Below are 22,944 nucleotides of genomic sequence, written 5' to 3'. Positions count from 1 at the left end.
CAGCCGCCCGGCTACGCCAGCGTCGGCGCCGCACAGGTGACGGTTCTCAGCCGCGGGAGGCGACGTACACCGTGTTGGTCGACGGACGGCCCTGCAGGTGGTTCGGGAAGGTGACGACGTGCGCCTGCCAGGTGTCGAAGACCTGCTCCAGGCAGGCGTTGAACTCCTCGCTGGGCGGGTCGTTCGACCAGAGGGCGAAGACGCCGCCGGGGTGCAGGTGGCGGGCCAGCCCGCGCAGCCCGTCCGGCCGGTAGAAGGCGGCGTGGCCGGGGTGCAGGACGTGGTCGGGGGCGTGGTCGATGTCGACCAGGATGGCGTGGAAGCGCCGCCCCGGGCTCTCGGGGTCGAGCCCGGCGGGCGTGGCGGCCATGGCGAAGAAGTCACCGTGCGCGAACCGGCAGCGGGCGTCGCCCGTCAGGCCGGGGCCGAGCGGCAGCAGGCCGCGCTCGTGCCACTCGATGACCTCCGGCAGCGCGTCGATCACCACCAGGGAGCGCACCCGGGCGTCCTCCAGGACCGAGCGCGCGGTGTAGCCCAGCCCGAGCCCGCCCACGACGACATCGAGCGCGTCGTGGTCCAGGGCGGCCAGGCCGAGCCGGGCGAGCTGGATCTCGGCCTCGGTGAACAGGCTGGACATCAGGAAGTCGTCGCCCAGCTTGATCTCGTGGACGTCCGTGCCGAGGACCGGTTCGCGCCGGCGGCGCAGGCTCAGGTCACCGAGCGGGGTGGGCCGCCAGTCGAGCTCTTCGAATCTGACGCTCATCGCGTTCTCCCCCGGGTCGTGTCGGCTCGCGGTCAGGGTAGCGCGGGGAAACGTGCGTACCTGAACGTTGGGTACAGTGGCGTGCGCAGACCTACAGCGACGGAGTGACACGATGACGGACGTTGCCGGGGAGGCGAAACGGCGCAGGACGTTCGCTGTGATCAGTCACCCGGACGCGGGCAAGTCGACCATGACCGAGGCCCTGGCGCTGCACGCTTCCGCGATCACCCAGGCGGGCGCGGTGCACGGCAAGGCCGGGCGGCGTGGCGTCACCTCCGACTGGATGGAGCTGGAGCGCACCCGAGGGATCTCCATCACCTCGGCGGCCCTGCGCTTCGAGCATCGCGGCCATGTGTTCAACCTGGTCGACACGCCCGGCCACGCCGACTTCTCCGAGGACACCTACCGGGTGCTGGCCGCCGTCGACTGCGCGGTGATGCTGATCGACGCGGCCAAGGGCATGGAGCCCCAGACCATGAAGCTGTTCGAGGTCTGCCGGCACCGCCGCATCCCGGTCATCACGTTCGTCAACAAGTGGGACCGGCCCGGCCGCGAGGCCCTGCAACTGCTCGACGAGATCGAGGAGCGCACCGGCCTGCGCCCGACCCCGATCACCTGGCCGGTCGGCATCTCCGGCGACTTCCACGGCGTGGTCGACCGGGCCGAGCAGCGCCTGATCCGCTACCTGCGCACCCCGGGCGGTGCGACCAAGGCGCAGGAGGCCGACCTCACCACCGAGCAGGCGCAGGCCGAGTGGGGCGGCGACTGGCTGCGGGCCGGCGAGGAGGTGGCGCTGCTCGACGAGATCGGCGCCGACCACGACCAGAAGGCCTTCGAGTCGCACGAGTCGACCCCCGTGCTGTTCGGCGCCGCGCTGACCAACTTCGGCGTCGGCCGGCTGCTCGACGCCCTGGCGGACCTAGCCCCCGCCCCCGGCCCGCGCGCCGACATCGCCGACCGGCCGCGCCCGGTGGAGTCGCCCTTCTCCGGACTGGTGTTCAAGGTCCAGGCCAACATGGACCCGGCGCACCGGGACAGGATCGCGTTCGTCCGCGTCTGCTCCGGCCGCTTCCAGCGCGGCATGGTGCTCACCCACGCGGCCACCGGCCGCCCCTTCGCCACCAAGTACGCCCAGGCGATGTTCGGCCAGGAGCGCGCCACCGTGGACGAGGCCTTCCCCGGCGACGTCGTCGGCCTGGTCAACGCCACCGCGCTGCGCCCCGGCGACACCCTTTACGACGGTGCGGCGGTGACGTACCCGCCGATCCCCAGCTTCGCGCCCGAGCACTTCGCGGTCGCCCGCGCCCGCAACAGCGGCAAGTCCAAGCAGTTCCGCCGCGGCATCGACCAGCTCGACGCCGAGGGCGTCATCCAGGTGCTCCGCTCCGACCTGCGCGGCGACCAGGCCCCGGTGCTGGCCGCGGTCGGGCCCATGCAGTTCGAGGTCGTCCAGCACCGGCTGGCCGCCGAGTTCGGCGCCGAGATCAGCCTGGACCACCTCGACTACACCCTCGCCCGGCGCACCGACAGCGCCTCGGCGGAGCTGATGGCCGGCCAGCGCGGCGCCGAGGTCCTCATGCGCAGCAGTGACGAGACGCTGCTGGCGGTCTTCACCGACCGCTGGCGGATGGGCTCCATCAAGTCCGACCACCCCGGTCTGGTGCTGGAGCCTCTCATCGCCGACACCACCGCCTGAACTTTCTCCGGCCGGGCGGCGTATCTCTCTTTAGCCGTCCAGCAGAGAGGGGCGATCCATGTCGAGCGCCTGGTGTCCGCCACGTTTCCGGTTCGCGGCGGTTGCCGTGGTGCTGTCCGTCCCACTGTTCGCCGCCTGCGCGCCCGCCAGCGGGGACCCCATTCCCGTCTCCGCCGCCGCCGCTGACGTGGCGGAGTCGTACAACGACGCCGACGTGCGCTTCTCCCAGGAGATGATCCCCCACCACCAGCAGACCATCCAGATGGCCGAGCTGGTGGCCACGCGGACCAGCAACGAGTACGTGCTGACGGTCAGCGAGCATCTGATCGACGACGAGCGGACCGAGATCAGGCAGATGTCGGCCTGGCTGACCGCCTGGAAGAAGCCGATCCCGGAAGAGAACGCGAAGAGCACGCACAGCATGCCCGGCATGCTCAGCCAGCAGCAGATGGCCACGATGGCGCGGCAGTCCGGCGACGAGTTCGACCGCACCTGGCTGACCCTGCTGTCCACGCACCTCGGCCACGGCATCACGATGGTGGAGGCCGTCCAGGGCAAGGGTCAGCACAAGCCGACCCTCGACCTCGCCGGCAAGCTCATCAACGGCCAGCGCCAGCAGATCGCCGAGATCGCCACCCACCTGGACTGACCTCCGCCCGCTGGACCGGTGCTTCCCGGCCGGGGGCGGGAAGCACCGGAGCGCACTGGTGGCTACGGGCGGCGGGCCTCCACGGCGGTGATGGTGATCGTGCCGGTGGAGCCGCGCAGTCCGAAGCCGTACCGGTGGCCCTGTCTGGACTCGGGGGTCGCGAGGGTGTCGCCTAGGTCGGCGGTGCGCAACTCCCGCCACACGCCTGCGCTCTCCGCGTAGGAGGTGATGGTGGTGCCCGACAGGAGCAGCGCGAAGCGGTCGCCGGGTTTCAGGGTCAGCGGTGCGTCGCCCGCCAGGGGCAGGAGGTGGCCGTTCACGCTGACGTTGAGGCCGGACATCTGGCGGGTGTGGTTGTACCAGGCGGTCACGTAGGTGGAGGCGTCCTTCACCCAGCCCACGAACACGCTGTCCTCCGGCCGGCCGTGGCCCGCGAACGAGCCGGCGGTCAGCACGCTGACGGCGTCGCCGGGCGGCAGCGGGGCCGGTCCGGCCATCAGGGCGAAGTACGGCGTGGCGCCGGTCGCGGCTAACCGTCCGTCGCCGACGGCGATCGCGGGCTTGGCCTCCCCGCCGGACGGCTGGTAGGCGGTGTAGCTCGCGGAGGTGTCCGCGCCGAACGCGTCGGCGGCGTCCACCTGCGGGAACGCGGTCAGATCCAGGGGTACGAGGAACCGCCCGTAGGTGCTGGACACCTGCTTCGGACGGCCGGGCGACCCGTACCGGGCGAAGGCTCGCACCGGGTGGCCGCCCGGTCGCGCGGTGCCTGACGGGGGTCGCAGCGTCCAGCGCACGGTCAGCTCGCCTCCTGGCCGTACCCGGGTCGCGCCCGGCGAGCCGTGCGGCCGGGCCGTCCAGCCGGGCGGCACCGCGAGGGTCACCCGCACGTTCGTGGCGGGGGTGGTCGCGGTGTTGGTGAAGACCGTGGTCACCTGATCGGCGGGGGTGGCCGCGGTCTTGAGGGTGGTCGCCTGCGCGGCGGGGGTGGCCGCGGTGTTGACGGGGGTCGTCTGGTCGGCGGGGGTGGCCGCGGTCTTGGCGGGGGTCGTCTGGTCGGCGGGGGTCACGGTCAGGTGGGCGTCGTCGGTGGTGGGGGACCAGGCCTGCAGTTCGACGACTCCGACGTAGGCGCCCGGCGGGTTGTCGAACACCAGCCGGAGCCTGGTGGTGGTCAGCGCGGGGAAGGTGATCCGGTTGAGCGCGTTGGCGGCGGGCCGCTCAGGGGTGCGGCGCTGGCCGGGCACCTCCTGCCAGGTCGCGCCGTCCCAGTGTTCCAGCCGATATCCGGCCGGCGCCCGTACGCCGCCGCCGTCGTCGTACGGATGGAAGCGCACGTCGCTGACCTCGGTGGGCACGCCGAAGTCCAATCCGAGATGGTCCTGGGCGTTCGGGGAGCGGTAGTTGGTCCACCGGCTGTGCGGGATGTCGTCGTAGTAGATCCGCCCGTCCACGGTGTCCCACACGCTGTCGATGTCGTTGGTGTACGACGCGAACGGCCGGGGGTAGCCGACGCCGTGCGGGTTGGCCGCGTCGTTCACCATCGCCGGCGTCCCGGCCTCCGGCACGGAGGCGGGCAGCGGGGCGGTGAGCTCGCCGAGGGTCGGCCGGGAGGCGATCCGCCGCCCGTCCACGTACAGCCGCAGGCCGGCGCCCTGCCCGTACCGGGTGCCGTCGCGGTCCCACAGCACGGTGACGTTGTGCCCCCGGTAGGGGACGTTCTCCAGGACGAAGTGGTCCCAGGACGCCGGGGCCAGCGGGTTCACCGTCAGCCGGTCGCCCGGCTGCGGGCGCAGGCCGATCAGGCCGCTGATCACCAGGTCGGTGTAGGTCGAGTGGTTGTAGTGCTCACTGTGACCGCGCCCGTCGTAGATCCAGCGTGGCTCGTCCGGGTGGTGCGCCTCGGCGACGTACGGCCGGCCGTCCTTGTACTGGCTGCGCGCGTACCCGCGCAGCACCTGGTAGTAGTCGTCGTTGTCCACCACCGACTGGTCGTAGTCGTTGAGCAGGTTGGCCATCCCGGTCAGCGTCTGCGAGGTGGCGAACGGCCAGCTCGGCCCGTCCCACCGGCAGCACCCCGTCAGCGCGTCGTGCATGAACCACTGGCTGCGCCGCTCGGTCGTCGTCGGCCCGTACGGCGCGGCGAAGCCCTGCGGATCGAGGAGCTGGGCCCACGCCTGCTCGGTGCCCGCGTCGGCCATGCCGAACATCCAGGGGACGAAGCCGATCTGCTCGCGGCTGGCCACCAGCCGCTGCTGCGGGTCCAGGTCGGCGCGGGCCTTGTGGTAGAAGAACCGCCGCTGCGGGTCCCACAGCCGGCGGTGCAGGGCGGTGCGCAGGTCCTTGGCCCGCTGCTCGAACCGGCGGGCGGTGGCGGTGTCGCCCTGGGTGCGGGCGATGGCGGCGATGGCCTTGGCGTCGCCGTACTGGTAGGCGTTCAGCGTCGGCCGGTAGCCGTGCCCGCCGTGGTAGGGGTCGGCCGGGTCGCTCTCGTAGGAGGAGGCGGTGTACTCCATCGCGTCCCACACGGGCACCGACCAGTACAGGCCGAGCTTCTTGTCGTACTGGTTGCCCCATTTGTCGTACTGGCGGATCAGGTCGGGGAGCAGGCTCTTGACGAGCTTGGCATCGCCCGTCACGAGGGAGCGCTGGTAGGCCGCGTCCGCCGCCCAGAAGCCGTACTGGTGCGCCCAGTCGTCGGTGTCCTCGTTGAGGTGGTCGGTCTTGGGCTTGGGCCCGGCGCCGGGCCCGCGCAGCCAGTAGCGGAGGTAGTCGTCGACCGGCCGGCGGTCGCGCAGCCACCGGCCCTCGTAGATGTGGTGACCGGCGGCGGCGACGATGCCGCCGAGCGGTGCGGCGTAGCCGGGGGCGTTGTGGAACTCGGTGAGGATGTGGCCGGTGGCGGTGTCGGTGTAGCGGATGTGCCGTTTGTACGTGCTCCACCGGTAGTAGTACACGTCCTGGATCTCCCGGTCCGGGACTTCCAGGAAGGGGATGTTGGCCTTGTACCACTCCGGCTCGGCGTAGCCGGTGAGCAGGGCGTCGTGATCCAGGATGCGGGTGCCCCGGCCCACCTCGGGGTACGGCAGCGGCTCGCCGGCGGCCTGGGCGGGGGGCGTGATGGCGAGGGAGGTCATGGCTAACACCGCGACGGCAGCGAGCGCTGTGGCTCTGCGTCTCATGGTCACCTTCAGACGTTCGGAGGTCCATCCCGGTCATATCCAGTCACACAACGACCGGATATGACTGTTTATATACAGATATTGACCACTCCGTTTCGCTTTAGCAAGACTTCGTCTCCGCTGACGCGGGGGCGATATGTCAAGGTGTGACCGAAGTGAGCGACTGCCGGTGTCGTACGCGCGGCAGGATGTGTTTCATGTCGGAAGACAGCGTTGCGATCCAGTTCGTCCGATCAGCCATCGCCTCGACCGAGACAGCCGGGATCGACGTCCGGCGGGAGCTGCGGGGCCTGCCGCTGTGGCCCGCGCTGAATCGCCCCGACACGACCCGCCTCAGCTGCGAGCAGACGGTCACCGCGATGCGGGTCCTGTGGCGGCTCACCGGGGACGAGCTGCTCCGGCTCGGGCCGCGGCCGGTGCCCCGGGGCACCTTCCAGATGATCTCGCTGGGGCTGATCCACACCCCGGATCTGCGGGCCGCGCTCGAGCGGCTGGTCGCGTTCGTGTCGATCACCACCGGATACTCACGCAGCCGCCTCGTGGTGGACGGCGACACCTGCAGGATCGAGTTCGCCGCCGAACCCCTCGATCACGTACGGCCACTCGCCGCCGAGCTCATGCTCACCTGCGTCCACCGCTTCATGTCCTGGCTGGTGGCGCGGCGGATCCCGCTGTCCGGCCTGGAGCTGCCCTTCGCCGAACCCGACTACAGCGCCGAGTACACCTCGATCTTCGGCCGGCAGGCGTCCTTCGACGCGCCGGCGGCGTCGATCAGCTTCGCCGCCCGCCTGCTGGCCGCTCCGGTCGTCCGGGAGGAGCCGGAGCTGCTGAGCTATATCCGCAGGTCACCGGTCGACCTGATCTACCTTCGTGACTACGGCACGACGACCGCCGACCGGGTGCGCAACATGCTCGAACGCGGGGACATGACGCACTGGGAGCGGGCCGACCAGGTGGCGGCCCGGCTGTCGATCAGCGTCCAGCACATGCGCCGCCTCCTGCGGCAGGAGGGCACGTCGTTCCAGCAGGTGCGCGAGGAGCTGCTCCGCGACATCGCCGTGAACAGCCTGCGGCAGGGCCGGGAGTCCATCGACGAGCTCTCCTACCGGCTCGGGTTCTCCGAGCCCAGCGCGTTCCGGCGGGCCTTCACGCGCTGGGTCGGCAGCCCGCCGGGCGAATACCGGCACTCACTGATGAGCGGGGCCTAGCTGCTCCGGCACTCGCTGACGAGCGGGGCCTAGCTGCTCCGGCGGGACCGGCGGTCGCGCACTGCCAGGCCGATCGCGACGACGGTCCCGGCCATGCACAGCCAGGCGAAGGTGTCGCCGATCACGCGGTAGGCGGTCCAGGCGCCGCCCGTGGGCACGTCGGAGTACACGATGTGCCGGTCCGCGCCCGCGTAGTCGTGGGCGGCGAGCGTCCGGCCCTGCTGGTCGAACGCGCCCGACACGCCGAACTCGGCCTGCCGGATCATCGCGTACCCGTTCTCGACGGCGCGCAGCTGCGCGTTCTGGCTGTGCATCGCGCCGACCTCGGGCCAGTCGCGGGCGGGCACCATCATGATGTCGGCGTCCACCCGCAACAACTCGGGGAAGTCGGCGTCGAAGCAGATCACCGTGGCCAGCCGTCCGTACGGCGTCTCCGCGACCGGCACCACGCCGTCACCGCCCGGATAGAACTCCAGGCCGGGCACCGGATGCGTCTTGTTGTAGACCCACACCTGCTTGCCCTCCGGGTCGAACAGGTAGGCGCGGTTGGCCGCGTACGGCGCCTCCGGCAGGTAGAGGTTCACGGCGGCCTGAAGGTAGATCCGGCTCTCCCGCGCGGTGGCGGCGACCTGGCCCAGGAACGCCGGCAGGTCGGCGGCCAGCACGTTTGCCGCCTGCTCCGACCACATCACGATCTTGGCGCCCGCCTGCCCCGCCTCCCGCGACCGGGCCAGCATGTTGGCGTTGACCTTGTCGAAGGCGGCCCGTACCGCCGCCTGATCCTGTCCCGCCACCTCCTGCTGGGTGACGTTCTCGCCGATCACGCCCTTCAGCTCACGGGTGATGGAGGTGTCCGGGCTGATGCCCGCGACCCGCACCCGGTCTCCGTCAGGCGCGAAGAACGCCAGCCGGGCCCCGCCGGCCAGCAGCAGCACCAGCAGCACGGCGGCGAAGGAGCCGAGCACGGCGCCCGCCCTGCGCGGGTTCGCCCAGAAGTGGTTGGCCACCGTGGCGAACAGGCCGAGGAGGAAGCCCACGCCGTAGGGGCCGGTCAACCCGACCACCTGCAGCAGCTCCAGGGTGCCGTGCTGGGTCCCGGCCGGCACGCCGAACGCGGTGCCGAAGGGGCTGATGAGCGTCATCGCGAACTCGCAGGCCGCCAGCGCCGCCGGGAACAGCAGCAGCCCCACCACGGTGCCGGCTCCCGGCGTGACGAGCCGGTCCACCACGTACGGCACCACGGTGAGGGTGCCGAGCGCGATGATCCCCACCACGACGAACGGCGTCATCGGCACGGCGGTCTCGACCAGCCAGAACACGCTCGCCAGCACGGACGCCAGCCACACCGGCAACAGGCCGGTGGCCGCCGGGCTGGTCCTGGTGAACCTCAGCAGGAAAAGGGGTGACAGCCAGGCCGCAAGCGCGATGTCGAAGCGGCCGCGCGCGGCGAACAGCCAGAGCACCGCCCCGGCGGCCAGCCAGGCCCAGCGCCACCGATCACCGCCCGGAACCGCCGGCCCGGTGGCGGTGACGCTCTGCGGAGCGACCGTATCTGTGTTCATCTCGACCTTCCCTGCCGTCGTAGCTTCCTTGGCAAGCTAACGACGGCGTCACCTGGGAAGCTGTGACCCGGACTCTCCTGTTCCATGACCGAGCCGCGCACCGGACCGGGCACGACTCCACGGCAGGGCCGGGCACGACGAACGGCGGCCACCAGGAGAGATCCGGTGGCCGCCGCGTCGAGCGAGCCGGTCTAGGACTCGTTCAGCCACATGTCCGCGAGCCGCCTGCCGTGGTAGATCGGGCTCTCGTACAGGCCCTGCACCCGGGCGCCGGTGATGCCGTAGTCGAACTTCTGGATCGGGTAGAGCACCTGGACGATCTCGGTCTCCATCCGCGTCTGCATCTTCCGGTAGATCTCGTTGCGCTTGTCCTCGTCCTGCTCCGCGCGGGACTGTGCGAGCAGCTCGTACAGCTCGGCGTCGTCCACCGAGGTGTAGTTCTCCAGCGACTCCTTCTCGAAGTCACGCCACACCTGGTCGGGCAGGTGCACGCCACGCAGCGCCTTGGCCATGGGGAAGTCGTGCTTACGGCGCCGGTCGATGCCCGTGGCCGGGTCGACCATCTCCAGCTCCATCTTGATGCCGACCTTGGCCAGGTCCTCCTGCATCCACTGCGCCTCACGGACGTCCTCGTCATCGACGCGCTGCACCATGAGCTTGGTGGAGAACCCGTTCGGCAGTCCCGCCTCCGCCAACAGCTTCTTGGCGTTCTCGGGGTCGTACGGCCGGAGCTTGAGCACCTCGTCGCGGGTCAGCGCGGCGGCGCTGGTGTCGGGCCGTACCAGTGAGGTCAGGTTGAACTTGCCGCGGATGTTCTCCCCCATCCCGACCCAGTCGATGGCCTGTGCGACCGCCTGCCGCACCTTCAGGTCGTCGAACGGCTCGACCTTGGGGTTGATGAAGAAGCTGACCGGGGCGCCGGGCGTCTCGGCGACCTTGAGGCCCTGCTCGCCGAGCTGCTTGGCCACGTTCTGGTCGCTGGTGGTGCCGGAGTCCAGGCGGCCGCTGCGCAGCGCCGCGGTGACGGCCGCGATGTCCGTCATGATCGGGCGCTTGATCACGTCGACGTACGGCTTGCCCTTGATGTAGTAGTCGGGGTTCTTCTTGAACACCCACTCCACGTCGGGGGTGTGCTTGTCGAGCATGAACGGGCCGGTCCCGATCGCCTGGGTGGCCAGGTCGAACTTGCCCTCGACACCCTCCCTGGGCAGGATCATGTTGAAGTGGTAGGCGAGGTAGTCCAGCATCGGCGCGTACGGCTTGCTCAGCTTGAACACGACGGTGTGCTCGTCCGGCGCCTCGATACCGGTGACCGGCTCGATCATCCACTGGTGCACCCGGGTGGCCTTCTTCAGTGCCTCGAAGGTGGCCACCACGTCGTCGGCGACGAACGCCCGCCCGTTCACCGGCGCGATGTTGTGCCAGCGCACGTCCTTGCGCAGCTTGAAGGTGTAGGACTTGCCGTCCTTGGCGACCTCCCAGGACTCGGCGAGATCCGGCTCCAGCTCCCACGCCTTCACGTTCGGCCCGACCTTGATGTCGATGAGCTTGCCGTAGACGGAGCCGGAGAGCAGCGTGTTCAGGGTCGGGTCACTGCTGATCAGCGGGTTGAGCCCGTTGGTGATCTCCGAGGGAAGCTGGAGCACGGCCGTGCCGCCCGGCTTGGGCGCGCCGACCGGGGCCGCGGCGCCGCTGTCGGTGCTGCCGCCGGTGCCGCCACCGCCGCCGCAGCCGGTCAGGGTCAGCGCCGTGACGAGCGCTGCCGCGAGCAGCGGCCGGCGCTTCACGCCGAATCCCCGACGGGGGTGGACCGCCGCGTTCGAGGCGGCCCGTCCCTTCCATGAACTTTCCATGGTCCTGCCTTCCAATGAATCATCGCGCCTCGGCGCGGGGGGTCCGGGGGCACGGCCGGAATCGGCCGACCGGGTATGTCGGATCAGTTCTTGTCGGCGGCGCGGGACAGGCTCGGGGCCAGGCGGGACAGCATGCGCCGGCCCCACCACAGTCCGGTGACCCGGTCGAGGGCCCGCCGCTGCAGGCGTGGGTCGAGATGGTCACGCAGCGCGTCGCCGAGGAGGTTGAAGCTGAAGACGGCGATGGACAGCGCGATGGAGGGGACGATGATCAGCCAGGGGGCGCGTTCGACATAGCGCACCCCTTCGGAGAGCATCAGGCCCCAGGACGGGGTGGGCGGCGGCGCGCCGATGCCGAGGAAGCTCAGCGCCGACTCCGCGATGATCACTCCGGCGAAGATCAGGCTGCCCAGGGTCAGCACCGAGGCCAGCAGGTTGGGCAGCACGTGCAGGGCCAGGATGCGGGGCGCGTGCGCGCCGGTCGCCCGGGCCGCCTCGACGTAGGGCTCCTGGCGGACCCGCAGCGTCTCGGCGCGGGCGATCCGGTTGAACGACGGGGTGATCACCACGGTCAGCGCGATGATCGTGTTACGCACCGACGGGCCCAGGATCACCGCGATGAACAGCAGCAGCACGATGCCGGGAATGGCCTGCACGGAGTCCATCACCCGCTGCACCACCACGTCGAGGGCGCGGCCGAAGTAGCCCGAGACGACGCCGATCGCGGTGCCCAGCACCAGGCTGACGCCGGTGGTCACGACGCCGATGAGCAACGACGTCTGAGCGCCGTAGACGGTCCGGCTCAGCACGTCGCGGCCGAGGTCGTCGGTGCCGAACAGGTACGTGCCCGACGGCGGCTCCAGGATGTCCCGGCGGAACTGCTGCACCGGATCGTACGGGGCCACCAGGGGCGCGAACACGGCCACGAACACGAAGAAGCAGATCAGCAGCAACGCGGCGGCGCCCAGCGGCTGGGAGCGTACGAACGTGCGCAGCGCCGTCAGCACCTGGCGCACCCCGACCCGGCGCGGCGGCCGGGGCGGCTTCGGTGCGGATCGTACGGCCGGCGCCTCGTCCGTCCGTGTCCGGTTCTGGGTCGGCTTCTGGGTCACGACAGCGCCTTCCCGGAGCGGATCCGCGGATCGACCAGCGCGTACAGCAGGTCGATCAGAATGATCGTGATGACGAACAGGCCGGCGTAGAAGATCGTGCAGGCCACCACCACCGGATAGTCCCGGTCGAGCACCGCCTGGTAGATGAGCTGTCCGGTGCCGGGGAGCGAGAACATCCGCTCGATGATCACCGTGCCGCCGAGCACCGTGGCCAGCTCCAGCCCGAGCAGCGTGAGCACCGCGATCGTCGAGTTGCGCAGCGCGTGCTTGGCGATCACCACCCGCTCCCGGACGCCCTTGGCGCGCACTGTGCGGATGTAGTCCGAGCCCAGCGACTCCAGCATCGACGACCGGGTCAGCCGGGCCACCGAGGCCATGCCGCCGGTGCCCAGGGCGATGACCGGAATCGCGATCTGCTGCGCCCAACTGGCGAAGTCCTCGGCCGGGCCGGTGTAGACGATCGGCGGCGACCAGGCGAACCAGATCGCCAACCCGGTCAGCACCAGCAGCGCGACGACGAAGTTCGGCACCGACAGGAACGCCACCGCGAACAGCCGCATGGCGCCGTCCACCATGGAGCCGCGGGTCGCCGCGGCGACGACGCCGACCACGAGCCCGAGCACCGCGCCGAGCACCATGGCCATCAGGCCGAGCTGCACGGTGACCGGAATCCGGGCCAGGAAGAGGTCCACGACGGACTCGCCGCTGTAGAACGACGTGCCCAGATCGCCCTGGACGGCATCGCCGAGCCAGGTCCACAACTGCACCCACACCGGGTCGTCCAGCCCGAACTCCGCCCGCATCGCGTCGGCTTCGGCCTTGCTCACCCCGGTGTCCTGCAGCTGCAGGCTCACCGCGTCGCCGGGCACCAACCGCATGATCATGAAGACGAACACCGTGACCAGGAACATGACCACCGCGCCGAACCCCAGCCTGCGCAGGGCGTAGCCGATCATCGCTCGCTCGCCTCCCGTTCGGCGTCGACGGCGTCGAACAGGTGACAGGCCACGGCGCGGCCGGTCGGATCTCGGTGCATGGCAGGCGCTTCCTCTCGGCACCGCCGCATCGCCTGCGGGCAGCGGGGATGGAACCGGCACCCCGGCGGCGGATCGCTCGGGCTGGCGGGCTCGCCGCGCGGGATCGAGCGGCGACCGCGGCCGTCGGCCAGCTCGGGCGCGAACTCGGGCACGGCGGAGACGAGCATCTTGGTGTACGGGTGCCGCGGATCGGCGAACAGCTCGTCACCGTCGCCCCGCTCCACGATCTCGCCGAGGTACATGACGCAGACCTCGTCGGCCATGTACCGCACGACGTTGAGATCGTGCGCGATGAACAGGTAGGACAGGCCGAGCTCGGCCTGCAGCTCCTTGAGCAGGTTCAGCACCTGGGCCTGCACCGACACGTCGAGCGCGGAGACGGCCTCGTCGCAGACGATCAGGTCCGGGTCGGTGGCGAGCGCGCGGGCGATGCCGATGCGCTGCGCCTGCCCGCCGGAGAACTGGTGGGAGAACTTGTACAGGTCGCCGGAGCTGAGGCCGACCCGCTCCAGCAGCTCCACCACCCGGTCCGCCTTGTCCTTCCCCTTGGCGATCCCGTGCACGCTGAGCGGCTCGCCGACCGCGTTGAGCACCCGCATCCGGGGGTTCAGCGAACCGAGCGGGTCCTGGAACACGATCTGCATCCGCCGCCGCAGCGCCCGCATCTCGGCCCGCGAGGCACGCAGCAGGTCGACGCCGTCGAAGCTCACCTCGCCGGAGGTGGGGTCGAGCAGGCGCAGGGCCAGCCGGGCGACGGTGGACTTCCCGGAGCCGGACTCCCCCACCAGCCCCACGGTCCGGCCGCGCGGGATCTCCAGCGAGACCCCGTTGACCGCCTGCACCACCGTGCGCCGTGACCGGAACTGCTTGACCAGGTCCCGCGCCTCGAACAACGGGGCCGCCCGCTCGTCCGCGAGCTGCGGTCCGGACGCCACGGAAACGTCGCTACCCGACACGGTGCACCTCTTCGACAGTCGCGGCGGCCGAGCCCGACGGCTCGGTCTCATGCAGCCAGCACCGGCTCGCCCGGGTCTCGCCCAGCTGGTAAAGCCGCGGCGCGTCCACCGAGCACCGCTCGAACACCGACGGGCAGCGCGGATGGAACCGGCACCCCGGGGGCGCCTGCGCCGGCGTCGGCACATTGCCCGCGATGGCCGGCATGGGCCGGTCCCGAGGCGTGGCCGGAGTGGGAATCGAGTCGATCAAAGCCTTGGTGTACGGGTTCCGCGGGTCGCGCAGCACGTCCTCGACCAGGCCGTGCTCCACCACCTGCCCCGCGTACATGACCACGACCCGGTCGGCCATCTCGGCCACCACCGCCATGTCGTGGGTGATGAGCAGCAACGCCGTGCCGTGGTCGCGCTGCATCGTCCGCAGCAGCTCCAGGATCTGCGCCTCGACCGTCACGTCCAGCGCCGTCGTGGGCTCGTCGGCGATGAGCAGCGCCGGCTCACAGGTCAGCGCGATCGCCACCATCACCCGCTGCTGCTGGCCGCCGGACAGCTCGTGCGGATAGGCCCGCACCCGCCGTTCCGGGTCCGGCAGCCCCACCTCCCGCAGCAGCTCGACGGCGCGAGCCCGGGCGGCGCGGCGCGACATCGGCCGATGCACACGCAGCGCCTCGATCAGCTGGTCCCCGATGGTGAACAGCGGGTCCAGCGAGCTCATCGGATTCTGGAAGATCATCGCGATCTCGGCGCCGCGCAGTCTCCGCAGCTTCTCCCGGCCGGCCCCGACGAGCTCGTCGCCGCGCAGCCGCACCGACCCGGACGAGATCTTGCCCGAGCCGAGCAGGCCGAGCAGCGCGAGCGACGACACGCTCTTCCCGGAGCCGGACTCGCCGACCACCGCGACCGTCTCGCCGGCCGAGACGGTGAACGACACACCGGCGACGGCGTTCACCGGCCCGGTAGGAGTGGGAAATTGGACGTACAACTCATTCACTTCGAGCAGCGGTGGGGACGGCACCGTCATCGCTCCTTCGTCTTCGGGGAGTTGCCAGGGGGTCGCTGGGCTAACCGGGCGGGTCGATGCCCAGATAGCGGTAGGCGTTGTGCCAGGTGATGTCGGTGAGCACGTCCTCGGGCAGGTCGAGGGAGCGCAGCGTACGACCGGCCGGCTCCTCGCGGTCCATGGCCGGGAAGTCGGAGCCGACCAGCAGGCGGTCGTGCCCGAGCAGGTCGATCAGGTACGTCAGGGCACGCCGGTCGAAGACCATCGAGTCGTAGTAGAAGCGGCGGGCGTAGTCCAGCGGGGACGGGCCTTCGGTGTAGGCGATGGCCTTGCCGGGGATCGCCGGCTCCTCGTTCCAGGTGCCGCCCCAGAAGTACTGGGCGCGCGGCACCATGAGCGGGAAGCCGCCCGCCGCGTGGCTGAAGGAGACGCGCAGGTTCGGGCACTTCTCCGCGGTGCCGCCGGTGATCAGCGAGGCCGCGGCGAGCGCGCCTTCCAGGCCCACCACGTAGGTACCCATGGCCGAGCGGGGCAGCCGGTCGGTCGGGGACGGCAGGGCGTGCACGAAGATCGGCATGTCCAGCCGCTCCGCCTCGGCGAAGAACGACAGGAAGCGCTCGTCGCCGATGGAGACGCCCGCGATGTTCGAGGCGATCTCCACGCCGACCAGGCCCGCCGCCCGCATCGCCGCCAGCTCGGCGGTGGCCGCCTCGGGGTCCTGCATCGGCACGATGCCGAAGCCGATGAGCCGCTCGGGGTCGGTGGCGCACAGCGTGGTGGTGAACTCGTTGACGTGCCGCGCCAGCGACAGGCCGTCGGCGGGCGGCAGGTCGTAGCGCAGCAGCGGCGGCATGGGCGTGATCACCTCGGTGGTCACGCCGGAGGCGTCCAGCGCCTCGATGCGGCGCTCGGCGTCGAAGAACACGTCCTTGGCGCGGAACCTTGAGGCGCCGAACAGGTGCAGGCGAGCGGTGTCGCCGTCGATCGGCTCCATGCGCGGGAAACACTCGGGGGCGTCGTCCGGATAGTCACGGGGAAGCAGGTGGGCGTGTGCGTCGACGAGCATGTCGAACCTCCGGGTCGATGCTCAGGAGCCGGGGCTCAGAGGTTGGGGTGGACGGAGACGTGCACACCGGCCTCGCCCGGCACGTCGCCGCCGAGGACCTCGATCGCGCGGGCGGTGTCGTCCAGCCCGAAGGTGTGCGTGTGCAGCTTGTCCAGGGGGTACCGGCGCGACTCGATGATGCCGATCGCCGCCTTGTAGGCACGGCTGTCCACACCGAACGCGCCGACCACCGTCAGGCCCCGGTTGATGATCAGGTCGGTGCGCAGCGGGATCTCCCGCTGGCCCTTGAGCCCGGCCAGCACCACCCGGCCGCTGTGCCGGGTGGCCAGCAGTGCGTCGGTGATCGGCCCGCCCGCCATCGGAGTGAGCTCCAGCGCGACGTCCGCCAATTCGCCGCCGGTGATCTCGCGGACCCGCTCGACGGTGTCCTCGGCCTGCTCGCCGTCCACCACGAGGGTGTGGTCGGCGCCGAACTCGCGGGCCAGGGCGAGCTTGTGCGCGTCCGCCTCCAGACCGGTGACGATGATCGTGCCGGCGCCGGCGGCCCGCGCCGCGATGACCGCGCCCAGGCCGCGCTGCCCGGCGCCGAGGACCAGCACGGTGTCGCCCAGCCCGATCCCGCCCAGGTGGACGCCCCAGCGGACGCCCGCACCCAGCGGGTTGAACATCGAGGCGACCTCGGCCGGCAGCGTCCGGTCGATGGGGTGCAGGATCGTGTTGGGAGACAGGTACATCAGCTCGGCGAACCCGCCCCACAGCGACGGCGCCACCTCGGTGTCGGCCACCCCGTGCCCCGGCTGCCGGTTGGGGCAGGCCTGGTAGCGGCCGGCCAGGCACGTCTTGCAGGCGTGGCAGGGGATGATGACCTCCACGGCCACCCGGTCGCCCGGCTGGACGCCCCACCGGGCCGCGGCCCGCTCGCCGACCTCCTCGATGATGCCCATCGGCTCATGGCCGGGCACGAACGGCTTGCCGTCCTCCCGGGACATCGACCCGATGTGGCCCCGGTAGATCTCGACGTCACTGCCGCAGATGCCGTTGGCCTCGACCCGCATCAGGCCGTCATCGGGGCCGATCTTCGGGCGGGGGAACTCGCGTACCTCGATCTTGTGAGGGGCGACCTGGACAGCCGCACGTACGGTGTCTGCCATGAAAGGCGGGCCTTTCTCCTGGTGGTGGTCGTGCGCCTCGCTCTACGGCTCGCGTTCGCCTGGCGTCACGCCGTTCCGTGTCTCGCTTGGCTGTCAGGATGTCCGCGAGGTCAGATGAATGCGATGCGGATTTCACTCAGCGGAAACCAAACACCGCGCCGTGTCCTGTACGTGATCAGCCAGGAGCCCCGCGGCCGGGCGGCGACACCCCGCATTTGCTTTCCGCGACGCGAAAGTCATCTGGTCTGTCAGCAGGAGCGCTGGGCATAGTGAAGCACCGCAGCTAGCCGCCATGAGGCATGGCAATCCTGCTTTTCCGGAAGGACAATACGTGATCACACCCGGCTTCGTCGCGGATGAGGACCGTAACGCCGTCACCGCGATGCTCCGCACGCAGCTCGCCGGGCTGCCCGCGCGTTCGCCGTTCTACGCCGACTTGTTCGCCGCGCACGGGACCGATCCGACGGCACTGGTGTCCTTGGACGATCTGCGCAAGCTGCCTTTCACGGACAAGCAGATGCTGCGTGACTCCCAGGCGGCCGCGCCGCCGCTCGGTGGCCACGCGGGCGTTGACATGGTCGAGGTGATCCGCGTCCATGCCTCCACCGGCACCACCGGCAAGCCGAGCTGGGTGGGAGTGACCCGGCGTGACTCCGACGCGTGGACCGAGATGGTGTCCCGGGCGTTCATGACCATGGGCGCGACCCGCGAGGACGTCGTGCTGCACGGCGCGGGCCTGACGCTGTTCGTGGGCGGGCTGCCGATCCGCGACGCGCTGGAGCGCATCGGCTGCACGATGGTCCCGGTCGGCACCGGGGCGTCGGAGAAGGCGGTGCAGGCGCTGGACAGCCTCGGCGTCACCGCGCTGCACGCCACCCCCTCCTACATCCGCTACCTGGCCGAGTACGTGCGCAAGCTGGGGCGTGACCCCAAGGAGTTCGGCATCCGCAAGATCTTCGTCGGCGGCGAGCCCGGCGGCGGCGAGCCCGCCTTCCAGCGGCACATGCAGGAGGCCTGGGGCGCGCAGGTCACCGAGGGCCTGGGCAACGCGGACATGGCGCCGGTGCTGTTCGCCGAGCCTCCGGGCGCCGGCGGCATGCGCTTCACCGGTGGCCGGCACGTGGTCGTGGAGATGATCGACCCGGAGAGCGGCGAGCCCATCGTGCCCGAGCCGGGCGCCTCCGGTGAGCTCGTCTACACCTCGGTGGACCGCGAGTGCTGCCCACTGGTCCGTTTCCGCACCCGCGACCGGGTGCTCGTCACCGGCCTCGCCGACGACGGGGCGCCGCTCATCCGCTGCGTGGGCCGTACCGACGACATGCTGATCCTGCGGGGCGTGAACGTGTTCCCCACGGCGATCCGCGATCTGGTGCAGACGCTGCACCCCCGGACCAGCGGCGTGGTGCAGATCGTGCTGCCGGGCCCCGGCCCGAGCGTGGAGCCGCCGCTGCGGGTGGAGGTCGAGGTCGGCGACGAGCCCGGCGACCAGGACGGGCTGCGGCACGAGATCGAGGATCTGATCCGGGCCCGGCTGACGGTGCGGGCCTCGGTCGCCATCGTCCCGCCCGGCTCGCTGGAGCGCAGCGAGATGAAGTCCCGCCTGACGCGCATCTCCGGCTGACCCCGCGCTTCCAGGTACGTCTTCCCGAACGCTTTTCACCCCGGCCCCGACCGGGTTGACCAGGATTGGAGCAGGTAATGTCCGACGACCCGATGATCGATCCCTTCGCCGACGCAGGCCCGCAGTGGATGGCCGGGCGCACCGCGCTCGTCACCGGAGGCGGCCAGAGCACCGCGTTCCCCGGGGTCGGATACGCCTTCTGCCGGGTGCTGGCCCGGCACGGCGCCCGGATCGCCGTCCTGGACCGGGACCTGGAGGCCGCCGAGCGCACCGTCAAGATGATCGTCGACGAGGGCGGCGAGGCGATCCCGGTGATCGCCGACGTGACCTCGGACCGGTCCTGCGCGGACGCCGTCGCCGAGGTGGTCGACCGCTTCGGCACCCTCGACACGCTGGTCAACAGCGTCGCGGCCGGCGGCAGGAACGGGATCTTCGACGTCACCCCGGACGAGTACGACCAGCTGATGACCATCAACCTCAAGTCGGCGTGGCAGGTCACCCGGCACTCCGTCCCGGTGATGCCGCGCGGCAGCTCGATCCTGAACATCTCGTCGGTCGGGGTGTCCAGGCGCGGCCCCGCCCTGGTCTACTGCATAGCCAAGGCCGGGATGGAGAACATGACCGAGGGCGCCGCGACCACCCTCGGGCCGCAGGGCATCCGCGTCAACTGCATCCAGGTCGGCGCGATTTGGGGGGCGTTCGCCGCGCGGGGCTCCATGCCCGACTCGATGCGCGAGACCCGCCGCCTGGGCACGTCACTGAAGACCGAGGGCACGTCGTGGGACATCGCGCACGCCGGGCTGTTCCTGCTCAGCGACCGCGCCCGGTGGGTCTCCGGGCAGATCGTGGCCGTGGACGGCGGCCCGCCGCACCGCTACGACCTGGAGCCGGTCACCTCGGTCCCGATGGGCGAGTGAACGACGCGCCCGGCGCGGGTCCGAGAACGGACCCGCGCCGCCGGCGTGCCGCTCAGGCCACTCCGCCGCCTGTACGCGGCGTCTGACCTGTCGCCCAGGCCACTCCGCCGACCACCCGTGACGTCTGACCTGTCGCTCAGACCGCTCGTGGTGTCTGGCGGGCCGTCGAGGCGGTGTGCTTGACCTCACGCGCCTGCCAGTGCGCCGGTGGGCGCTGCGCCTGCGCTTCGGCCACGGCCGACGGCGCGCCGAGGGCCCGGGAGATGCTGCGGGCGGTCGCGGCCAGCGCCGGCACCAGGGAGTGCGGCGCGATCGACCCGCTCGGCACGGTGATGCCCACGGCGGCCACGACGCGGTCCCGTGGGCCGCGGATCGGCACGGCGACGGCCATCACGTCGTAGGTGAGCTGGCTCTCCATGACGGCCACGCTCGACTTGCGCACCTCGGCCAGCGAGTGCCGCAGCGCGTCGGGGTCGGTCAGCGTGTTCACGGTGTACTGGCGCAGTTTGGAGGAGAGCACCTCCTCCTGGAACTCCTGGGAGGAGTTCGCCAGCAGCACCAGCCCGGTGCAGGTCGCGTGCATGGGCCAGCGCCCGCCGAGCCTGCTCGGCACCGGGACGGTGTCCCGGGCCCGGAGCGACTCGACGTAGATCACGTCATGCCCTTCGGGGACCGCCAGATGGATGTTGCCATGGGTGGCGTGCTGCAGGTCATGCAGGAAGGGCAGCGCGATCTCGCGGAGCTGGCCGCCCTGGGGTGCCAGGGTGCCGAGCTCCAGGATGCGCAGGCCGATGCTGTACTTGCCGTCGCTGTGCCGGGACAGCGCGCCCCAGCAGCGGAGTTCGTTGAGCAGTCGGTGGGTCGTGCTGAGGGTGAGGCCGGTCCTGCGGCTGATCTCACTGAGGGACAGCGCCAGGTTCTCGGTGTCGAAGACGCCGAGAATCGAGAGCACGCGCTGGGCCGATGTCAGGCGATGGGGTTCCAGAGACGTGTCTTCCAGGACAGTCATCTATTCACCTGCCCGTCGTTTTCTGTGACCTGAGTTACATGGGCGTTAACAAGGCTACACAAACGGACAGTTTTGCAATAGTGGACCAAACGGGATGAAAAAGGCTTCCGTTATGCGGAAGTCGGGCTTCCCTTCCCGGAAACTACCAGGGCACGCACGCGAATTGTCAGTCGCCCTTCCGCCTCATGAAAGCCCTGATTCATTCGCCTGGAGCGCGTCTTACATTGCTCTGAGCAGGCCACGATCGTGAGTGAGGCGAAGATGCGCGACGAAGCACGCCTGGAGCGGATGCGGTCCACACTGGCCGTCGACGGCTACCACCTGAGCGTCGAAGAGCTGGACACCGGATTCGACGTGCGGATCGCCGCCGACCCCGAGAGCTGCGCCGACTGCCTGGTGCCCAAGACCGTGATGGTGAGCATGCTGGAGCCGATCCTCGGCGTCGCCGCCGGCGGCATCCGGCTCACCTATCCCAGCGACGTCTGACCGCGTCGCCGTACGGGCTGAAGTGTGTTGACGAGAAGAGGTGTGTGATGTTCGACCGAATCCTTGATCCGACCGGCCTGTCAGCGGGAACCGCGACCGTGGCGACGTCGGCGGGACGGGTGCCGACCCTGGTCGGCGCCCGGGTGGGACTGCTGTGCAACACCAAGAAGAACGCCGCCCAGATGCTGACCGAGATCGGCAGGCTGCTGGAGTCCCGCTACGGCGCGGTGGTGACGATCCAGCGCACCAAGCCGAACGTCGCCTGGCCGGTGGACGAGCCGATGCTGAACGAGATCAAGGCGGTCAGCGACGTGGTGGTCGCCGGGGTCGGCGACTGCGGATCGTGCAGCGCCTCGGCGGCGGCCGACGGCATCGCGTTCGAGCGCGCGGGCCTGCCGACCGCGGTGATCTGCAGTGACGCCTTCGAGGTGACGGCGCGGGCGATGGCCGAGGTGCACGGCGACAAGGACTTCGAGTTCCTGCTGACGCCGCACCCGGTCGCGGTGCTGACCGAGGCGCAGGTCGCCCAGCGCGCCGAGGACCTGGCCGCCGTCGTCGCCGGGCGGCTGTGCGAGGCCGCTCGATGACCGCGATCGACGACGCGGGCCAGGCGCCCATGGACGTCACCGACGCCCTGGACGCCGCGCACAAGTCCATCGAGTACATGTACGAGCGGGGCTGGACCGACGGCCTGCCCGTCGTCCCGGCGACGCGCGAGCTCGTGGACGAGTTCCTCGCCACCACCTCCAGGCCCGCCGACGAGGTCATCGGCCAGTTGGAGCACCTCAAGCGGCAGGTGTCGGTCGAGCTGGCCGCCGTCAACGCGGTCATGGCCGGCTGCCGGCCGGAGTACTTCCCGGTGGTGCTGGCCGCCTGGGACGCGCTGATGGCCGAGCGCTCCACGGTCGGCGGCGGCTGGCAGAGCACCAGCGGCCCGGCGCCGCTGATCGTGGTCAACGGTCCGGTACGCGAGCGCCTCGGCTTCAACAGCACCGGCGGGGTGTTCGGTCCCGGTTTCCGGGCCAACGCCACCGTGGCCAGGGCGATCGGGCTGATCGTCCGCAACGCCCTCGGCGTGGTGCCGCACGTACTGGAGCAGGCGACGCAGGGCATCCCCGGACGCTGGGCGATGTGCATCGCCGAGAACGAGGAAGAGAGCCCATGGGAGCCGTTCTCGGTGGACGGCGGCGTGGCCGCCGGCTCCGACGCGGTGTCCACCACGCTGCTCAGGACCAGCGAGTTCGTCGACAACCGGAACACCGACGATCCCGAGCTGCTGCTGAGCGACTTCGCCGACACCCTCTCGCGCACCGGCAGCTGGCTGTTCAAGCACGCGAGCGCGGGCGTGGTGTTCTGCCCCGAGCACGCGCAACTGCTGGCCAAGGCCGGGATGAGCAAGGACGACGTGCGCACCTGGCTGCTGGAGCGCTGCGGACGGCCGAAGGCCGACCTGGCGCGGGCCGGCAAGGCCGTCCGGGCCGGGAACATCGGGGCCGTGCCCACGGAGGACGGCACCGGGGACTTCGAGCGGCTCTTCGCCGACAACTCGCCCAAGAACCTGCCGATCATCGTGGCCGGCGCCCGTAACGCGGGCATCTCCATGGTGGTCCGGCTCTTCTCCAGCTGGGCGGGCATCGCTGCTCGGATCGAGCCGCCACTTGACGGCGGTAGAGGATAGAAAT

19 protein-coding genes are annotated in these 22,944 nt (G+C 70.7%); 8 read left to right on the top strand and 11 right to left on the bottom strand.

The window, feature by feature from the left end:
• Window positions 1–46: 46 nt before the first annotated feature.
• Window positions 47–763 carry a polyamine aminopropyltransferase gene (locus OHA68_RS18135; protein WP_327108710.1) on the bottom strand — a complete coding sequence of 239 codons (717 nt, stop codon included), beginning with the start codon at window positions 761–763 and terminating at the stop codon, window positions 47–49.
• Between the two features lie 112 nt (window positions 764–875).
• Here OHA68_RS18135 and OHA68_RS18130 point away from each other — a divergent pair, with 112 nt between their 5' ends.
• Window positions 876–2,459 (top strand): peptide chain release factor 3, encoded by a 1,584-nt coding sequence (locus tag OHA68_RS18130; RefSeq protein WP_327108709.1) that lies wholly within the window; start codon window positions 876–878, stop codon window positions 2,457–2,459.
• A gap of 58 nt (window positions 2,460–2,517) precedes the next feature.
• Window positions 2,518–3,108, top strand: a complete 591-nt coding sequence (locus tag OHA68_RS18125) for a DUF305 domain-containing protein (protein WP_189141394.1) — start codon at window positions 2,518–2,520, stop codon at window positions 3,106–3,108.
• A 62-nt stretch (window positions 3,109–3,170) separates the two neighbouring features.
• On the opposite strand, the gene OHA68_RS18120 is transcribed toward OHA68_RS18125, so the two are convergent.
• Window positions 3,171–6,242, bottom strand: coding sequence for an MGH1-like glycoside hydrolase domain-containing protein (locus OHA68_RS18120; RefSeq protein ID WP_327108708.1), 3,072 nt, complete (start codon window positions 6,240–6,242; stop codon window positions 3,171–3,173).
• Window positions 6,243–6,484: 242 nt separating this feature from the next.
• Between OHA68_RS18120 and OHA68_RS18115 the strand changes: the two genes are divergently transcribed.
• Window positions 6,485–7,495 (top strand): AraC family transcriptional regulator, encoded by a 1,011-nt coding sequence (locus OHA68_RS18115; RefSeq protein ID WP_327108707.1) that lies wholly within the window; start codon window positions 6,485–6,487, stop codon window positions 7,493–7,495.
• 29 nt (window positions 7,496–7,524) lie between these two features.
• Here the strand turns inward: OHA68_RS18115 and OHA68_RS18110 are convergent, their stop codons facing one another.
• The 8 genes from OHA68_RS18110 to OHA68_RS18075 form a co-directional block, all read right to left on the bottom strand.
• Complete coding sequence (locus OHA68_RS18110; RefSeq protein ID WP_327108706.1) at window positions 7,525–9,057, bottom strand: nitrilase-related carbon-nitrogen hydrolase; 1,533 nt, start codon at window positions 9,055–9,057, stop codon at window positions 7,525–7,527.
• Between the two features lie 191 nt (window positions 9,058–9,248).
• The gene (locus tag OHA68_RS18105; RefSeq protein WP_327108705.1) at window positions 9,249–10,844 is read right to left on the bottom strand and encodes an ABC transporter substrate-binding protein; all 1,596 of its coding nucleotides are present in this window, start codon (window positions 10,842–10,844) and stop codon (window positions 9,249–9,251) included.
• Between the two features lie 149 nt (window positions 10,845–10,993).
• Window positions 10,994–12,022: an ABC transporter permease gene (locus OHA68_RS18100; RefSeq protein ID WP_327108704.1), complete on the bottom strand. Its 1,029-nt coding sequence runs from the start codon at window positions 12,020–12,022 to the stop codon at window positions 10,994–10,996.
• Window positions 12,019–12,978 carry an ABC transporter permease gene (locus OHA68_RS18095; protein ID WP_327108703.1) on the bottom strand — a complete coding sequence of 320 codons (960 nt, stop codon included), beginning with the start codon at window positions 12,976–12,978 and terminating at the stop codon, window positions 12,019–12,021. Before OHA68_RS18095 ends, OHA68_RS18100 begins: the two co-directional genes overlap by 4 nt.
• A complete protein-coding gene (locus tag OHA68_RS18090; protein ID WP_327108702.1) occupies window positions 12,975–13,994 on the bottom strand; it encodes an ABC transporter ATP-binding protein in 1,020 nt (339 codons plus the stop codon). The genes OHA68_RS18095 and OHA68_RS18090 overlap by 4 nt, the downstream gene beginning before the upstream one ends.
• 10 nt (window positions 13,995–14,004) lie before the next feature.
• The gene (locus OHA68_RS18085; RefSeq protein WP_327108701.1) at window positions 14,005–15,033 is read right to left on the bottom strand and encodes an ABC transporter ATP-binding protein; all 1,029 of its coding nucleotides are present in this window, start codon (window positions 15,031–15,033) and stop codon (window positions 14,005–14,007) included.
• A 40-nt stretch (window positions 15,034–15,073) separates the two neighbouring features.
• Window positions 15,074–16,078, bottom strand: coding sequence for an amidohydrolase family protein (locus OHA68_RS18080; protein WP_189141403.1), 1,005 nt, complete (start codon window positions 16,076–16,078; stop codon window positions 15,074–15,076).
• A 35-nt stretch (window positions 16,079–16,113) separates the two neighbouring features.
• Window positions 16,114–17,229, bottom strand: a complete 1,116-nt coding sequence (locus tag OHA68_RS18075; protein ID WP_327108700.1) for a zinc-dependent alcohol dehydrogenase — start codon at window positions 17,227–17,229, stop codon at window positions 16,114–16,116.
• 331 nt (window positions 17,230–17,560) lie between these two features.
• On the opposite strand from OHA68_RS18075, the gene OHA68_RS18070 reads away from it, so the two are divergent.
• The gene (locus tag OHA68_RS18070) at window positions 17,561–18,850 is read left to right on the top strand and encodes a phenylacetate--CoA ligase family protein (RefSeq protein WP_327108699.1); all 1,290 of its coding nucleotides are present in this window, start codon (window positions 17,561–17,563) and stop codon (window positions 18,848–18,850) included.
• A 77-nt stretch (window positions 18,851–18,927) separates the two neighbouring features.
• Window positions 18,928–19,767 (top strand): SDR family NAD(P)-dependent oxidoreductase, encoded by an 840-nt coding sequence (locus OHA68_RS18065; RefSeq protein WP_327108698.1) that lies wholly within the window; start codon window positions 18,928–18,930, stop codon window positions 19,765–19,767.
• A gap of 136 nt (window positions 19,768–19,903) precedes the next feature.
• Here the strand turns inward: OHA68_RS18065 and OHA68_RS18060 are convergent, their stop codons facing one another.
• Window positions 19,904–20,776 carry an IclR family transcriptional regulator gene (locus OHA68_RS18060; protein ID WP_327108697.1) on the bottom strand — a complete coding sequence of 291 codons (873 nt, stop codon included), beginning with the start codon at window positions 20,774–20,776 and terminating at the stop codon, window positions 19,904–19,906.
• A 246-nt stretch (window positions 20,777–21,022) separates the two neighbouring features.
• Between OHA68_RS18060 and OHA68_RS18055 the strand changes: the two genes are divergently transcribed.
• From OHA68_RS18055 to OHA68_RS18045, 3 genes are read left to right on the top strand one after another with little or no spacing between them, the layout of a single operon-like run.
• The gene (locus OHA68_RS18055) at window positions 21,023–21,262 is read left to right on the top strand and encodes a hypothetical protein (protein WP_225277673.1); all 240 of its coding nucleotides are present in this window, start codon (window positions 21,023–21,025) and stop codon (window positions 21,260–21,262) included.
• A gap of 47 nt (window positions 21,263–21,309) precedes the next feature.
• Window positions 21,310–21,849 (top strand): UGSC family (seleno)protein, encoded by a 540-nt coding sequence (locus OHA68_RS18050; RefSeq protein WP_327109519.1) that lies wholly within the window; start codon window positions 21,310–21,312, stop codon window positions 21,847–21,849.
• Window positions 21,846–22,940, top strand: a complete 1,095-nt coding sequence (locus OHA68_RS18045; protein WP_327108696.1) for a hypothetical protein — start codon at window positions 21,846–21,848, stop codon at window positions 22,938–22,940. The genes OHA68_RS18050 and OHA68_RS18045 overlap by 4 nt, the downstream gene beginning before the upstream one ends.
• Window positions 22,941–22,944 lie beyond the last annotated feature (4 nt).

The organism is Nonomuraea glycinis (genome assembly GCF_035920485.1).
GTDB lineage: Bacteria > Actinomycetota > Actinomycetes > Streptosporangiales > Streptosporangiaceae > Nonomuraea > Nonomuraea glycinis.
The sequence above is the reverse complement of the archived record's forward strand: the minus strand, read 5'-3'. Positions and strand labels throughout refer to the sequence as shown.

What these genes read in the sequence shown, in the direction of transcription:
- OHA68_RS18085 (WP_327108701.1), bottom strand. Translation starts at nt 15,033, where the DNA reads ATGACGGTGCCGTCCCCACCGCTGCTCGAAGTGAATGAGTTGTACGTC.
- OHA68_RS18135 (WP_327108710.1), bottom strand. Translation starts at nt 763, where the DNA reads ATGAGCGTCAGATTCGAAGAGCTCGACTGGCGGCCCACCCCGCTCGGT.
- OHA68_RS18110 (WP_327108706.1), bottom strand. Translation starts at nt 9,057, where the DNA reads ATGAACACAGATACGGTCGCTCCGCAGAGCGTCACCGCCACCGGGCCG.
- OHA68_RS18045 (WP_327108696.1), top strand. Translation starts at nt 21,846, where the DNA reads ATGACCGCGATCGACGACGCGGGCCAGGCGCCCATGGACGTCACCGAC.
- OHA68_RS18060 (WP_327108697.1), bottom strand. Translation starts at nt 20,776, where the DNA reads ATGACTGTCCTGGAAGACACGTCTCTGGAACCCCATCGCCTGACATCG.
- OHA68_RS18050 (WP_327109519.1), top strand. Translation starts at nt 21,310, where the DNA reads ATGTTCGACCGAATCCTTGATCCGACCGGCCTGTCAGCGGGAACCGCG.
- OHA68_RS18065 (WP_327108698.1), top strand. Translation starts at nt 18,928, where the DNA reads ATGTCCGACGACCCGATGATCGATCCCTTCGCCGACGCAGGCCCGCAG.
- OHA68_RS18130 (WP_327108709.1), top strand. Translation starts at nt 876, where the DNA reads ATGACGGACGTTGCCGGGGAGGCGAAACGGCGCAGGACGTTCGCTGTG.
- OHA68_RS18075 (WP_327108700.1), bottom strand. Translation starts at nt 17,229, where the DNA reads ATGGCAGACACCGTACGTGCGGCTGTCCAGGTCGCCCCTCACAAGATC.
- OHA68_RS18125 (WP_189141394.1), top strand. Translation starts at nt 2,518, where the DNA reads ATGTCGAGCGCCTGGTGTCCGCCACGTTTCCGGTTCGCGGCGGTTGCC.
- OHA68_RS18120 (WP_327108708.1), bottom strand. Translation starts at nt 6,242, where the DNA reads ATGACCTCCCTCGCCATCACGCCCCCCGCCCAGGCCGCCGGCGAGCCG.
- OHA68_RS18095 (WP_327108703.1), bottom strand. Translation starts at nt 12,978, where the DNA reads ATGATCGGCTACGCCCTGCGCAGGCTGGGGTTCGGCGCGGTGGTCATG.
- OHA68_RS18115 (WP_327108707.1), top strand. Translation starts at nt 6,485, where the DNA reads ATGTCGGAAGACAGCGTTGCGATCCAGTTCGTCCGATCAGCCATCGCC.
- OHA68_RS18080 (WP_189141403.1), bottom strand. Translation starts at nt 16,078, where the DNA reads ATGCTCGTCGACGCACACGCCCACCTGCTTCCCCGTGACTATCCGGAC.